Annotated in this window: 12 protein-coding genes and 1 pseudogene; all 13 read left to right on the top strand. The window is 38.1% G+C overall.

Annotation, left to right across the window (positions count from 1 at the left end):
* Window positions 1–50: 50 nt before the first annotated feature.
* Window positions 51–1049, top strand: a complete 999-nt coding sequence (gene pseB / locus ACMHKH_RS12705) for a UDP-N-acetylglucosamine 4,6-dehydratase (inverting) (RefSeq protein ID WP_413521010.1) — start codon at window positions 51–53, stop codon at window positions 1047–1049.
* Entirely contained in the window at window positions 1050–2216 is a 1167-nt protein-coding gene (pseC, locus tag ACMHKH_RS12700) for a UDP-4-amino-4,6-dideoxy-N-acetyl-beta-L-altrosamine transaminase (protein WP_413521009.1), read from the top strand.
* Window positions 2213–3097, top strand: coding sequence for an aldo/keto reductase (locus ACMHKH_RS12695; RefSeq protein ID WP_413521008.1), 885 nt, complete (start codon window positions 2213–2215; stop codon window positions 3095–3097). The genes pseC and ACMHKH_RS12695 overlap by 4 nt, the downstream gene beginning before the upstream one ends.
* Entirely contained in the window at window positions 3094–3996 is a 903-nt protein-coding gene (locus ACMHKH_RS12690) for a Gfo/Idh/MocA family oxidoreductase (RefSeq protein WP_413521007.1), read from the top strand. Before ACMHKH_RS12695 ends, ACMHKH_RS12690 begins: the two co-directional genes overlap by 4 nt.
* Entirely contained in the window at window positions 3993–4748 is a 756-nt protein-coding gene (locus ACMHKH_RS12685) for an SDR family oxidoreductase (protein WP_413521006.1), read from the top strand. The genes ACMHKH_RS12690 and ACMHKH_RS12685 overlap by 4 nt, the downstream gene beginning before the upstream one ends.
* Window positions 4742–5440, top strand: coding sequence for a cytidylyltransferase domain-containing protein (locus ACMHKH_RS12680; protein WP_413521005.1), 699 nt, complete (start codon window positions 4742–4744; stop codon window positions 5438–5440). The genes ACMHKH_RS12685 and ACMHKH_RS12680 overlap by 7 nt, the downstream gene beginning before the upstream one ends.
* A gap of 2 nt (window positions 5441–5442) precedes the next feature.
* A complete protein-coding gene (gene pseG, locus ACMHKH_RS12675; protein WP_413521004.1) occupies window positions 5443–6549 on the top strand; it encodes a UDP-2,4-diacetamido-2,4,6-trideoxy-beta-L-altropyranose hydrolase in 1107 nt (368 codons plus the stop codon).
* Between the two features lie 13 nt (window positions 6550–6562).
* Window positions 6563–7210: a formyltransferase family protein gene (locus ACMHKH_RS12670; RefSeq protein ID WP_413521003.1), complete on the top strand. Its 648-nt coding sequence runs from the start codon at window positions 6563–6565 to the stop codon at window positions 7208–7210.
* Entirely contained in the window at window positions 7200–8279 is a 1080-nt protein-coding gene (gene pseI, locus ACMHKH_RS12665; protein ID WP_413521002.1) for a pseudaminic acid synthase, read from the top strand. Before ACMHKH_RS12670 ends, pseI begins: the two co-directional genes overlap by 11 nt.
* Window positions 8272–9210, top strand: a complete 939-nt coding sequence (locus ACMHKH_RS12660; protein ID WP_413521001.1) for a glycosyltransferase family 52 — start codon at window positions 8272–8274, stop codon at window positions 9208–9210. The genes pseI and ACMHKH_RS12660 overlap by 8 nt, the downstream gene beginning before the upstream one ends.
* Window positions 9211–9577: 367 nt before the next feature.
* Window positions 9578–10708: a glycosyltransferase gene (locus tag ACMHKH_RS12655; protein ID WP_413521000.1), complete on the top strand. Its 1131-nt coding sequence runs from the start codon at window positions 9578–9580 to the stop codon at window positions 10706–10708.
* A 2-nt stretch (window positions 10709–10710) separates the two neighbouring features.
* Window positions 10711–12669: an asparagine synthase (glutamine-hydrolyzing) gene (gene asnB, locus ACMHKH_RS12650; protein WP_413520999.1), complete on the top strand. Its 1959-nt coding sequence runs from the start codon at window positions 10711–10713 to the stop codon at window positions 12667–12669.
* A gap of 215 nt (window positions 12670–12884) precedes the next feature.
* A pseudogene (locus ACMHKH_RS12645) lies at window positions 12885–13464 on the top strand (hypothetical protein); the annotation flags it as partial.

Below are 13464 nucleotides of genomic sequence, written 5' to 3'. Positions count from 1 at the left end.
AAATTATCGAACAATATTTGGTAGCTTTGCAACTGGTAGAGGGATTTTACATGTTGACTGATAGCACTATTCTCATCACCGGCGGTACTGGTTCATTTGGTAATACTTTCTTGCCAATGACCTTGGAAAAATATAATCCTAAAAAAATTATCATCTTTTCACGTGATGAGATGAAGCAGTGGGATATGGCGAAAAAATTCATCGGTGATGATAGAATTCGCTTTTTTATCGGTGATGTTCGTGACAAGGAGCGCTTATATCGTGCACTAGATGGAGTTGATTACGTTGTACATGCTGCCGCTACTAAAATTGTGCCTACGGCTGAATACAATCCCTTTGAGTGCGTAAAAACCAATATTAATGGGGCAATGAACTTAATTGATGCTTGTATTGATAAAGGGGTTAAAGGTGTGGTTGCGCTATCTACTGATAAAGCCAGTAGTCCAATCAATCTTTATGGTGCTACTAAACTGGCTTCCGATAAATTGTTCGTAGCAGGTAACGCTTATTCTGGAGAGCATGGAACTAAATTTTCAGTAGTACGTTACGGTAATGTAATGGGTTCTCGTGGCTCAGTTATTCCTTTTTTTATATCTATTAAAGATAAAGGTGTGCTACCGCTTACAGACGATCGTATGACCCGCTTTATGATTTCATTAGAAGATGGTGTTAAGTTAGTTTGGCATGCACTTGAAGATATGGTTGGTGGTGAGATTTACGTTAAAAAAATACCTTCTATAAAAATGAAAGATCTAGCCAGAGTAATCGCTCCAGAAGCCAAGCATGAAATTATAGGTATTCGTCCAGGCGAAAAACTACATGAACAAATGATTAGTAGCGAAGACTCTTACTACACCTATGAGTATCCTGAGCATTTCAAAATTTTGCCCATGATCAATAATTGGGCAGCATGTCCAAGACGAATCAAAGATGGTAAAAAAGTACCTCAAGGTTTTGTTTATGCCAGTGATAGTAATTCTGAGTGGATGTCTGATGGCGATCTACAAGATTGGCTGGAAATAAACCGCGAAAAAATAGGGAGTATTTAAATGATTCCCTATGGTCGTCAAAGTATCAGTCAGCAGGATATCGATGCAGTTACTGAGGTATTAAAGTCAGACTTTTTAACACAGGGACCTCAGGTTCCTGCATTTGAACAGTCTATTATAGATGCGTGTGATGCCCAGTATGCTGTTGCTGTTAATAGTGCAACATCTGCACTACATATTGCTTGTTTGGCTTTAGAGTTAGGCAAAGACAATTGGCTTTGGACAACGCCAAATACTTTTGTCGCTTCAGCAAATTGCGGTCTGTATTGTGGGGCCAAAATTGATTTCGTTGATATCGATCCTCACACTTATAATCTTTGTACGAAACAATTAGAGGAAAAGCTGATTGCAGCTGAAAAGTCAGGAAAGCTACCTAAAATAGTAATCCCTGTGCATTTCAGTGGCCAAGCTTGTGACATGCAAGCAATATATAGCTTGTCAAAAAAGTATGGTTTTAAAATTATTGAAGATGCCTCACATGCTATTGGCGGTAAATATAAAGGCGAGCCTATTGGTAATGGTCGCTATAGTGATATTACAATATTTAGTTTTCATCCAGTCAAAATAGTCACCAGTGCTGAAGGTGGAGTTGCGGTAACCAATAAAGCCGAGTTAGCAGAAAAAATGCTTCTACTTCGCAGTCATGGTATTACCCGTGATGAAGGACTGATGACACAGGCTATGGATGGTCCTTGGTATTATCAGCAAATTACATTAGGTTTTAACTACCGTATGACAGAGTTGCAAGCCGCTCTTGGGCTATCACAAATGCAACGGCTAGAGACGTTTGTTATTAAGCGTCATGAGCTAGCGTCTCGCTATAACGAACTACTTCAAAACCTTCCAATTACTTTGCCATGGCAGCGCTCAGACAGTTATTCAGCCTGGCATCTATACGTCATTCGTCTGCAATTAGAACAAATTGGTATCACTCATCTTGATGTGTTTAACGCGCTGCGCGCTGCAGGTATTTTAGTTAATCTGCATTATATCCCTGTACATATGCAGCCCTATTATCAAGAAATAGGTTTTACAGCCGGCCAGTTCCCTCAAGCAGAACAGTATTATAAAGAAGCAATCAGCATCCCTATGTTTGCAGCAATGACTGATGAGCAGCAGGATACTGTCTGCTCCACATTGCAAACCTTATTATGCGTAAAATCGTGAATATCGCAGAACAGAGCCAGAAGTTGGCTTTAGGAACCGCTCAATTCGGACTGGCATATGGTCTAGCCAATGAGACAGGTAAAGTATCAAGCGACGCCATTGAGCAGTTACTTAAAGTAGCCAGCGCATTTAATATAACTATGCTTGATACGGCCATTGCTTATGGAGATAGCGAGCAAGTATTAGGTCTGCACAACCTTGCGAAGTTCGAAATAACAAGTAAGTTACCTGCAGTGCCATCAAATTGTCTAAACGTAGAAGAATGGGTGTTAGAGCAAACAGTGTCTTCATTAAAGCGCTTAAGAACTGACAAATTGAATGACTTGTTATTACATAGGCCAGGCCAATTGCTAGAGTCGAACGGAGAGAAAATATACAAGTCAATGTTAAGACTCAAAGAGCAGGGTATGGTCGATAAGATTGGAGTTTCTGTTTATGGTCCTGATGAATTATCCGAGCTGATCAAAAGATTTGATTTCGACGTAATTCAAGCACCTATGAATATACTAGATAGACGGATGGAGAATACAGGAGTGCTTAAACAGCTAAAAAAAACAGGTGTAGCCATTCATATTAGATCTGCTTTTTTGCAAGGTCTTCTATTAATGCCAAGCGAAAAAATCCCAGTGTACTTTACTCCGTGGGCGTCATTAATTAAGCAGTATCACCACTGGTTAAATCAACAAGGCATCTCTCCTCTGCAGGCATGCCTAAGCTATCTTAACCAATATAGTGATATCGACAAAATTATAGTCGGAGTAGATAGTATTTGGCAGCTGAAACAAATAGCTGCTGCAATGGATACTCCTATTACTGATATCCCTGACTGCTTACAATCAGTAGATGAGGGTTTGATTAATCCGTCGAGATGGCAGCTATGACATTAAAACTGGGCGTAATCGGTTCATCTGAAGGTAATGGGCACCCTTACTCGTGGAGCGCTATCTTTAATGGTTATGATCCGGTAGAAATGGAAAAATGTGGCTATCCAGTAATACCACGTTACTTAGAGCAGCAGGACTGGTCTGCGAGTCAAATCAAAGACGCGAAAGTTACCGCTATTTGGACACAAGATATAGCGCTTTCTAGGCATATTGCCAAAGCCGCAAAAATCGAGCAAGTTATGTCTTGTTACACAGAGATGATTGGTCAAGTAGATGCAGTTCTCTTGGCGCGTGATGATGCCCCTAATCATCTAAAATTTGCTGAACCGTTTTTACGTCAGGGCTTGCCTATCTATATAGATAAACCCATTGCATTGTCAATTGATGCTGTAAATAAGATATATGCATTAGAACAATATCCAGGTCAGATTTTTACCTGCTCAGCCTTAAGGTACAGTAAGCAGTTAACCTTGACTATGGCGGATAGGCAAATGCTAGGACAGCTTAGAAAAATTATAGCATTCACGCCAAAATCATGGTCTAAGTATGCTGTTCATATTATTGAGCCTGTGCTAAACATGCTCCCAGAAGGTGATAAAACAGTAGAAATGACAGCCCTTTCTGCTGACAAAGATAGGGGATCGGGTAGCTTAATGGCTCGTTGGGAAAGTGGTTTACAAACAAGCTTTTTCGCTGTTGGCGATGATGTTCAGTCTTCAATCTGGATTCGGGTATGTGGTACGAATGGCTGGAAGGACTTTGAATTCACTGACTCATTTTCTGCATTCAAGACAGCTTTGCAGGCTTTTGTAGAAGGTATACAAGATAGAAAGGTGATGTCAGCTAAGGATTTTAATATAACTGTGGTTAAGTTGCTTGAAAGAGGTAGCCAATGACAGAGACGATCTTAATTACTGGTGGTACAGGCAAATTTGGCAGGCAATTTGTAGAGCATTTTGCAGGTAAAGGCTGGCAGGTTTTATTTACAACGACCTGTCAAGAAAATGCAAAGAGTCTAATTGAAGAGATAGGTAGTGGTAATTGTTTGATACCTTTTATAGTCGATTTTACTAAACCACAAGCTGTAAAAGAAACCGTGGCTAAAATTAAAAAAGATGGATATGTAATCAATCATTTGATCAATAATGCTCGCAGTTTGGAGTTTTTGCAGACAGATTTACTAGGTCAAACGAGACGGGATGATTTTTTAGCTGAATATTTGATTGATGTCGTAGTACCTTATGAGCTGTCAATGGCGCTGTTTAATACCCAACCACATCAATTACGCACAATTACCAATATAGGCTCTCAATATGGTCTTGTCGCTGCCAATCCTGCTCTATATGAGGATTACCCACGGCAGTCACCTATTCAGTACGGTGTTGCCAAAGCGGCATTAATACATTTAACAAAAGAGCTTGCTGTACGTTTTTCTGGCTTTGATATAAGGGTTAATTGTATTGCTTATGGTGGTGTTAGTGGGCGTGTTGATGCAGGTTTTGAAGCTAGATATGCACAGCTAAACCCAAGTGGCCGCATGTTATCTGAAGCTGACCTCATCGGACCTCTAGAGCTTCTAGTGTCAGATAGATGTAAAGCCATCAATGGTCAAACAATTCAGGCTGATGGCGGGTGGACATTATGGTAAAACGCAGAATTGCAATTATTCCTGCTCGAGGAGGTTCAAAACGAATCCCTAAGAAAAACATTTCTGACTTTAATGGTCAGCCGATGATTGCTTGGACTATTAGGGCTGCCAAGCAGTCAGAGTTGTTTGATCGTATCGTCGTATCTACAGATGATCCAGAGATAGCAGAAATATCGATACAAAATGGTGCACAAGTACCTTTTCTTCGCAAAGACTTTGCTGATGATTATTGCACAGTCAGCGCGGCGACAACATTTGCTTTACAGCAGGCTATGGAGTATTGGAACGAAGAATATACTGTAGTGGTCCAGTTGATGGCTAATTGCCCATTACGAACCAGTGCAGATATTAAGTCGCAAGTTGCTATATTTGAAGCAAAGAATCGCACGGCTCAAATCAGCTGTTTTGAATATGGATGGATGAATCCGTGGTGGGCAGCAACAATTGATGATATAGGCAAACCCACTCAAATTTTTTCTGAAACATTGACGCAGCGCTCGCAAGACTTACCAAAACTTTATTGTCCAACAGGTTCTATTTGGATATCTACTGTAAAAGATTTATTGACTCACAAGACGTTCTACTCACCAGGTCATACATTTGAACCTATATCATTACAAAGTGCAGTAGATATAGATGATCTTGAGGATTTGAAAGTAGCACAAGCGTTGCTGCGGGTAAGTGAGTACTAATTATGGAAGCACCATTACTTAAGATTGTATTTCGCTGTGATGCTTCTATTAAAATAGGGTCTGGTCATGTCATGCGCTGTCTGACTTTAGCTAATGAAATGGCTCAGCAAGGAGCTGAATGTAGTTTTATATGTCGTCGGCATCATGGAAATTTAATTGAGAAAATACAGGAGCATGGACATCAAGTATATCCGCTTCCTTTAGAAAGTGATTCGCATGTTGAAGCAAACAATAAGGCTGTACTTGCTCACGCTGATTGGTTAGCTAGTACGCAGCAAAGAGATGCAGAGCTAAGTCGCTCGATAGTGGAGCAGATAAAGCCTGATTGGTTAATTGTTGACCATTACTCTTTAGATGAAAGTTGGGAAAAAAGGCTACGTCAATATTGTAAAAAGTTAATGGTAATCGATGATTTAGCAGATCGAAACCATGATTGCGATATATTGCTCGATCAAAACTTTGGCCGTAACCCGCAAGATTACTATAGTTATATTGATAAAGACTGCCAACTACTTTGTGGACCTATTTATACCTTACTCAGACCTGAGTTTGCTGAATGGCGAGGATACAGCTTATATCAGCGCCGAAAAGGTAATTTGGCAAGGGTTTTAATTAATCTAGGTGGTGTTGATAAAGACAATATAACGACTAGAATCTTGAAAGCGCTGCAACCTAATACTCTACCTGATAAATGTTCAATTGTCGTTGTAATGGGTTTAACATCACCATGGATTGAAGTAGTGAAACAACAAGCTTCAATAATGCCATGGATAACAGAAGTAAAAGTAGGGGTGGATAATATAGCCGAGCTAATGGTCCATAGTGATTTGGCTATTGGTGCGGCAGGATCAACGTCATGGGAAAGATGCTGCTTGGGGGTACCAACTATTATGTTGATTTTGGCTGACAATCAGCGCGCTATTGCTAGGGCATTAGAAGATGCAGGTGCCGCCCAGACGTTTGAAATAGCTATGTTGGAGACTGAGCCGTTAGTATTCGCGCAGTATATAGAAGCAGTGATACCAAAAATGAAAGAAATGAGTAAGGCAGCTAGTGCAATTACTGATGGATTCGGAGTATTACGGGTCTCTAAAGCTCTAATTCAATAGCCAAGGAAATAACATGAGAATTAGTTTCCTATGTAGTGATCACGCACATCCAGTCAATGACTATTTATTTATGTGGATTAGAAATAATAATAACAAACATGAAATAGAGCTAGTACGTCAAAAAAAGCATTTGTCCGGAGGAGATATTTTATTTTTAATTTCTTGTACAGAAATTATAGATAGTAGAGACCGCAATGCTTATACAAGCTGTTTAGTCCTTCATGCAAGTGATCTACCTCAAGGTAGAGGTTGGAGCCCTCATATATGGAGCATTTTAGAAGGAAAAGAGGAGCTGACTTTAACCTTGCTAGAAGCTAGCGATAAAGTCGATAGCGGCAAAATATGGAAAAAATTAAAGTTTCAAGTCCCTAAACATGCTTTGTGGAATGAAATCAATAAGCAAGTGTTTGAAAGGGAAATTGAATTAATAAATTTTGCGGTTAGTAACCTTAATAATATTGTGCCTAAGCCACAAAACCTAAGTATAGAACCAACGTATTATCCGAAGCGCACACCAGCTGATAGCGCAATTGATCCTCAGAAGAGTATAGAAAGTCAATTTGATAAAATCAGAGTCTGTGACCCTGAGCGGTTTCCTGCTTATATAGAGATATACGGTGAGAAGTATAAAGTTACTTTGGAGAAAATAAATGATGAATAGCCTCAATATCAATGGTCGTATCATAGGTAAGGGTAAAGCACCTTATATCATTGCTGAGATGTCAGCAAACCATAATGGAAACCTTGATGTAGCGTTACGTATTGTCGAAGAAGCCAAAAGGGCCGGTGCTGATGCTATTAAAATGCAAACATACAAACCTGATACGATTACCTTAAAGTCAGACTTACCAGACTTTCAAATTTCAGCTGGATTATGGGCTGGACGTACTTTATATGATTTATACGAGTGGGCTCATACACCTTGGGATTGGCATAAGCCGCTTTTCGATCGTGCTCGGCAATTAGGTATTACTATATTTAGCTCACCTTTTGATACGACAGCCGTAGACTTATTAGAAGGTTTAGATGCTCCTGCATACAAAATAGCATCTTTTGAAGCGGTCGATTTATCATTGATCAAATATGTTGCTAGCACTGGCAAACCAATGATTATATCTACAGGAATGGCTAATATTGAAGAAATAGAAGAAGCGATAGATGCTGCACGTGTTGGTGGCTGTAAGGAGCTTGCTATCTTGCATTGCGTAAGTGGTTATCCTGCGCCAGCTTCAGATTATAACCTACGTACTATTCCAGATATGATAGAGCGCTTTGGGCTAGTAACAGGTTTGTCAGATCATACTCTTGATAACACCACAGCTATTACCAGCATAGCGCTTGGGGCTTCTATTATCGAGAAACACTTTACTCTTGATCGTAATGGTGGTGGTCCTGATGATAGTTTTTCATTAGAGCCTGCAGATTTGATCGCTCTATGTCGTGATACTAAGACAGCTTGGCAAGCGCTTGGTCAGATAGATTACGAGAGAAAGTCTAGCGAAGAGGCTAATATTAAGTTTCGCCGTTCATTGTATTTTGTACAGGATCTGCAGGCAGGTGACACAATCACTGAAGAGTCTATACGTAGTGTACGACCTGGGTTTGGCTTATTACCAAAGCATCTATCTGAAATTATAGGTAAAAAACTTATTAAAAAAGCGTTAATTAATCATCCTGTAACTAATAGTCATATTTATATAAAAAATATAGAAACAAAAAATTATGAATAAACTATTGATTATAAGAACTCCTTTTCAGGCATGGCTAGCCGAAAGGGTTCTAATAGAAGAAAAAGTTGATAGTTTTGACTTAGTTTATTTTACGCAGAATAATTCCATAGAGGATAATTATTATTATCAGAAGTTAGCTTTAAAGGCTAAAAGATCTGAATATATCTTTGTCTTATCACATAGAATTAATGTTCTATCACTTATTTTTTTTAAGCTTCGCTCTAGATCATGGTATAACTACTCTCAATACCATACTATTTTTTGTGCAAGTATTGATGCTTTTTATATCACTTCTTTGATAAGGTCAAATCATAATTGTAGATTAATAACGTTTGATGATGGCACTAGCAATATTGATACTAAGAGTTCGTATTCATACTTTAAAGAAAGTAGAAGTATAAGGGATGTTTTTTATAGGTTTTTACTAAATGGACTATCTTTAACTCAGGTTAAAACTTTGATTGATAAGCACTATACTATGTACGATGGCTATGAGAATATAGTTGACTCTAGCAAAATATTTTTTTTGGATAAGCTAAAAAGATCTTCTTATGAGGAAAAGAGTACAACCAAAACTTATTTTATAGGTGCTCCTTTTGAAGAGATTAGGAGCGATAAAGAGATTAAGAGGTTAGAGAAGTATTTAGAAGATTGGAATTTTAGCGCGTACGTTACTCATCCTCGAGAAAAAAAATTGCTTAGAATCAGAGCTGAAACTCTAGATAAAAAAGGGCAAATAGCTGAAGAGGCTATTTTAGAAAATGCAAAAGATGCTTCTATCATACTGATTGGTGGCAATCTAAGTTCAGTTATGCTAAATATTGGACATATTTGTAAGGAGGTGATAGTTATTATTCCAGAGAGATCAAAGATTACTAAGAACATTGCTAGAATGAGTATTGACTTTGGCTTTACAGTTATTTTTATCTAGCTTAAAAAAATATAAATAGAATGTATCAAATAGACGAAATACTATAGTGATAGTTATATTTTTTCTAAAAATAAAAATAAAAATAAAAATAATTTTTTAATTATCCACAGATTTGTTAATTAAGAAATTGATAGTGGTTTACTAATATTTAATAAAATAATTATTTTATTAAATATAGTCGATTCAATCTAAAGTAGATGTAACAAAAACAGCTTTATACTGATATATTCTTTATGGCTTGCTCTGGGCTTTATATTCTAGAAGGTTTGAAAAATCTGTTTCAGCAGTACGATGTTTTTTGAATTGGACCGACCTTATCTCGATAAACACTTAAACTCTAATAATCTATTCCTATAAGGTAAGAAAAATGAAGGTTTTAATGGTTATAACTAGTTTGGGTATGGGAGGAGCCGAAAAAGTAGTAACAACCCTAGCTGATCAACTTGTAGACTTAGGTCATGAAGTGAAAATTGCTTATTTGACAGGTGAAGCATTAGTTGTTCCAAAAAATAAATGTATAAGTTTAATAAACTTAGAAATTAAATCATTCGGCAGTCTAACAAGCGGCTATTTGAAGTTGCGTAAATTGATTGATGAGTTCAAACCAGATGTCGTACATAGTCATTTAGTGCATGCTAATATACTTTGTCGTACTCTGCGTCTGTCAAAAACTATACCTAAATTAATTAGTAGCGCTCACAATACTGATGAAGAAGGATGGACAAGGTTTTTAGCTTATCGTTTGACAGATAAGCTTGCGGATATTTCTACTAATGTCAGTGATGAAGCAGTTGAGGCATTTATTGAAAAGAAAGCTGTGCGACGTGGAAGAATGCTGACTTTGTATAATGGTATTTCTACTACCGAGTTCGTTTTTTCTCCACAAGCAAGGAGTGATATACGACGGGAACTAGGTGTTACAGACGATCAGCAGTTAATTTTGGCAGTCGGCAGACTAAATGAGCAAAAAGATTATCCTAATCTTTTATCTGCTATATCAGAAATCTCCGATAAGTATAAAAATATAAAGCTAGTAATAGTTGGGGACGGTCCTCAGCTTAATAAACTGGAAGAAAAAGTAAAGTTATTGGGTTTAAACGATAAAGTCAAATTTCTTGGACTTAGATCAGATATTCCATCATTGATGTCTGCAGCAGATATTTTTACACTATCTTCAGCTTGGGAAGGTTTTGGGTTGGTCGTTGCTGAGGCGATGGCATGTAATCGAGTTGTAGTTGCTACAGACTGCGGTGGTGTAAAAGAAGTGGTGGGTAATGCAGGTTTTCTTGTTCCTTCCAAAGATTCACAAAAACTTGCCGCTGCGCTTGAACTGGCTTTGAACTTAAGTGATGATGAATGTTTACAAATAGGTGCTAAGGCTCGTCAGAGAGTCATAAAGCACTACTCATTATCGACCGCTGTACAAAAGTGGTTACATTTGTATTCAGCACCTATACATGATTTGAAAATTCCTTTCGCAAACGAAATACAGAGGTAGCTATGTGTGGTTTAAATGGTTTTTTTAATGCACATGCTAGTGGTTACTCTGCTACTACCTCAATAAAAAAAATGAATGATGCTCTCTATCATAGAGGACCAGACGCTGGTGATAGCTGGTTAGATAAAACTATGAGATTGGCGCTTGGCCATCGGCGTTTAGCTATCTTGGAGCTTTCACCTGCAGGTGCGCAGCCGATGCACTCTAATTGTGGAAGGTATGTGATTGTATTTAATGGTGAGATATACAACCATCTGCAACTGCGTCAACAGCTTAATCAAGAGGGCTTTTTGCTGCAATGGAAAGGTCATTCAGATACAGAGACGATGCTTGCTTGTTTTGTGGCTTGGGGTATAGAGAGAGCCTTACAGTCTATGATAGGCATGTTTGCCATTGCTCTATGGGATAAGCAAGAAAAAATACTGACTCTTGCAAAGGATAGAATGGGTGAAAAACCCTTATATTGGGGTTGGCAAGGCAACAGTTTATTCTTTAGCTCTGAATTAAAAGCGTTGAAATCACATCCTGTTTTTAAAGCAGATATCAATCGTGACGCAATCACTTTACTGTTGCGTCACAACTGCATCCCTGCTCCTTATAGTATTTATCAAGGCATTAAAAAATTGCGACCTGGTTACTGGTTACAATTGCCTCTAGCAAAAATAGAGGCTGCTAAGACAACAATACCTAAGGCCTATTGGAGTTTTAATACTGCAGTTGAAACAGGGCTAGAAAATCCTTTTACTGGCAGTCCAGAGCAAGCAGTTGATGTTTTAGAATCAGCACTTGTGGAGAGTATTGGCAGTCAAATGCAGTCGGATGTTCCACTTGGTGCTTTTTTAAGTGGCGGTATTGATAGCAGTACCATAGTTGCATTAATGCAAGCACAAAGCGAGCGGCCAATTAAGACTTTTACTATTGGTTTTGAGGATGAAGGATATAACGAGGCCGTACATGCAAAGGCTGTGGCCAAGCACATTGGTACTGAACATACTGAGCTTTATATAACCCCTAAAGATGCTTTATCAGTGATACCGAAACTATCATCTATATACTGTGAGCCATTTTCAGATAGTTCACAAATCCCGACTTTTTTAGTCAGTCAGTTAGCAAGTCAGCATGTGACGGTTGCCTTAAGTGGTGACGGGGGTGATGAGCTATTTGGAGGCTATAATCGCTACCTCATGGCTCAGCACGTTTGGAATAAAAATCGTAAATTACCTAGACCCATGAGACGCTTCGCATCGGGTATGCTGACTGCTTTAGCACCAAATAGCTGGGATACTGTTTTTAAAACATTTAATCCTATTATTCCTGAGCGACTACGATTGAGCGCTCCTGGTGATAAGGCTCACAAGCTAGCAGGTGTGCTAAATATTGATAGTGAACAGGGTTTTTACCAGTCATTAACCAGTCATTGGCAGCAGCCTGAGCAATTAGTTATAGGTGCAAAAGAACCTAGTGCTTTGATAAGTGACATAAATTGTTGGCCGCAGACAGATAGCTTTCAACACGCGATGATGGCTATGGATGCACAGACTTATATGGTCGATGATATATTGGTGAAGGTTGATCGCGCTGCTATGGCTAATAGTTTAGAGACCCGAGTACCGATGCTAGATCATCGTATTGTTGAGTTGGCTTGGAAAATGCCATTGGATTACAAAATACGTAACGGTGAAGGTAAGTGGTTACTAAAGCAGGTGCTATTTCGTCATGTTCCTCGCCAATTAATTGAGCGCCCTAAAATGGGCTTTAGTTTGCCTCTGCACGATTGGTTGCGAGGTTCATTACGTGATTGGGCTGAAGCATTATTAGATGAAAAACTATTATTAAAGCAAGGTTACTTTTATCCCGCACCAATACGTATGATGTGGAAGGAACACTTGAGTGGAAAATATAATCATCAAGATCAACTATGGAATATATTGATGTTCCAAGCTTGGCTTGAGAAACAATAATTTATATGGATAGCAAATTTATATTTATATTTTTGAATATATAAAATTTTTAGACTACAATCGGCATCATACCCTTCAAAAAACAGCCGTACAAAGCCAGTAGGTTAAATTAGAATAATGCCCCAATATGATAATCACAACAACAGTCCATTGATAGTAGCCAAAACAGATATGTAATTTGAACTTTCTTATTATTAAATTATAGAGACAAGCGAATGTCAGACCTAAGTTGGATTTATACATATGGGTTTTTAGGTATCAGGCTTTTTGATTTACCCAGTATGTTAATGTGCTTGCTACTAATTGTTATTCTTGGATACAAGTTTAGAGTTCCATCTAACTATCAAATAGTATTGGGATTACATTGCTTGATCCCATTCTTTCTGAACGATTTTTTGTTTAGTACTTCTTATATGGGCGATCAATTTAGATACTGGGAAGGAGTTAATGCAATAAGATCTGGTGAGCTAGGGCTCGTTGAAGCATTCACAGGGGGTGATAATGTATTTCAAGCCAGTGCTCTGCTCGCATTATTGCCATTTCCAGCTCCTGTTTCTCCTATTAGCTTAGGGTTTTACAATACTTTTCTCTACATTATTTTATTCTTCACTTTATATGCCAAAAATATTTTTACAAAAGTATCAATATGGTTTTATCTGTTATTTCCAAGTTTGGCTTTATATACAGCTTTAAGCTTGCGAGAAACGCTAATTCTGTTTTTTATGGTACTAACTGTCATCTATGCTCGTGAATCTAAAGTATTTCAAAGTATTTTATTTATTTTTCCTTTATATC

Origin of the sequence: Psychrobacter glacincola, from assembly GCF_965118485.1 — a bacterium.
GTDB lineage: Bacteria > Pseudomonadota > Gammaproteobacteria > Pseudomonadales > Moraxellaceae > Psychrobacter > Psychrobacter glacincola_D.
The sequence above is the reverse complement of the archived record's forward strand: the minus strand, read 5'-3'. Positions and strand labels throughout refer to the sequence as shown.

Excerpts from the sequence above, each read along its gene's own strand:
- ACMHKH_RS12690 (WP_413521007.1), top strand. The coding sequence starts at position 3,094 with ATGACATTAAAACTGGGCGTAATCGGTTCATCTGAAGGTAATGGGCAC.
- pseC (WP_413521009.1), top strand. The coding sequence starts at position 1,050 with ATGATTCCCTATGGTCGTCAAAGTATCAGTCAGCAGGATATCGATGCA.
- ACMHKH_RS12660 (WP_413521001.1), top strand. The coding sequence starts at position 8,272 with ATGAATAAACTATTGATTATAAGAACTCCTTTTCAGGCATGGCTAGCC.
- asnB (WP_413520999.1), top strand. The coding sequence starts at position 10,711 with ATGTGTGGTTTAAATGGTTTTTTTAATGCACATGCTAGTGGTTACTCT.
- pseI (WP_413521002.1), top strand. The coding sequence starts at position 7,200 with ATGATGAATAGCCTCAATATCAATGGTCGTATCATAGGTAAGGGTAAA.
- ACMHKH_RS12680 (WP_413521005.1), top strand. The coding sequence starts at position 4,742 with ATGGTAAAACGCAGAATTGCAATTATTCCTGCTCGAGGAGGTTCAAAA.
- pseG (WP_413521004.1), top strand. The coding sequence starts at position 5,443 with ATGGAAGCACCATTACTTAAGATTGTATTTCGCTGTGATGCTTCTATT.
- ACMHKH_RS12685 (WP_413521006.1), top strand. The coding sequence starts at position 3,993 with ATGACAGAGACGATCTTAATTACTGGTGGTACAGGCAAATTTGGCAGG.
- ACMHKH_RS12655 (WP_413521000.1), top strand. The coding sequence starts at position 9,578 with ATGAAGGTTTTAATGGTTATAACTAGTTTGGGTATGGGAGGAGCCGAA.
- ACMHKH_RS12670 (WP_413521003.1), top strand. The coding sequence starts at position 6,563 with ATGAGAATTAGTTTCCTATGTAGTGATCACGCACATCCAGTCAATGAC.
- pseB (WP_413521010.1), top strand. The coding sequence starts at position 51 with ATGTTGACTGATAGCACTATTCTCATCACCGGCGGTACTGGTTCATTT.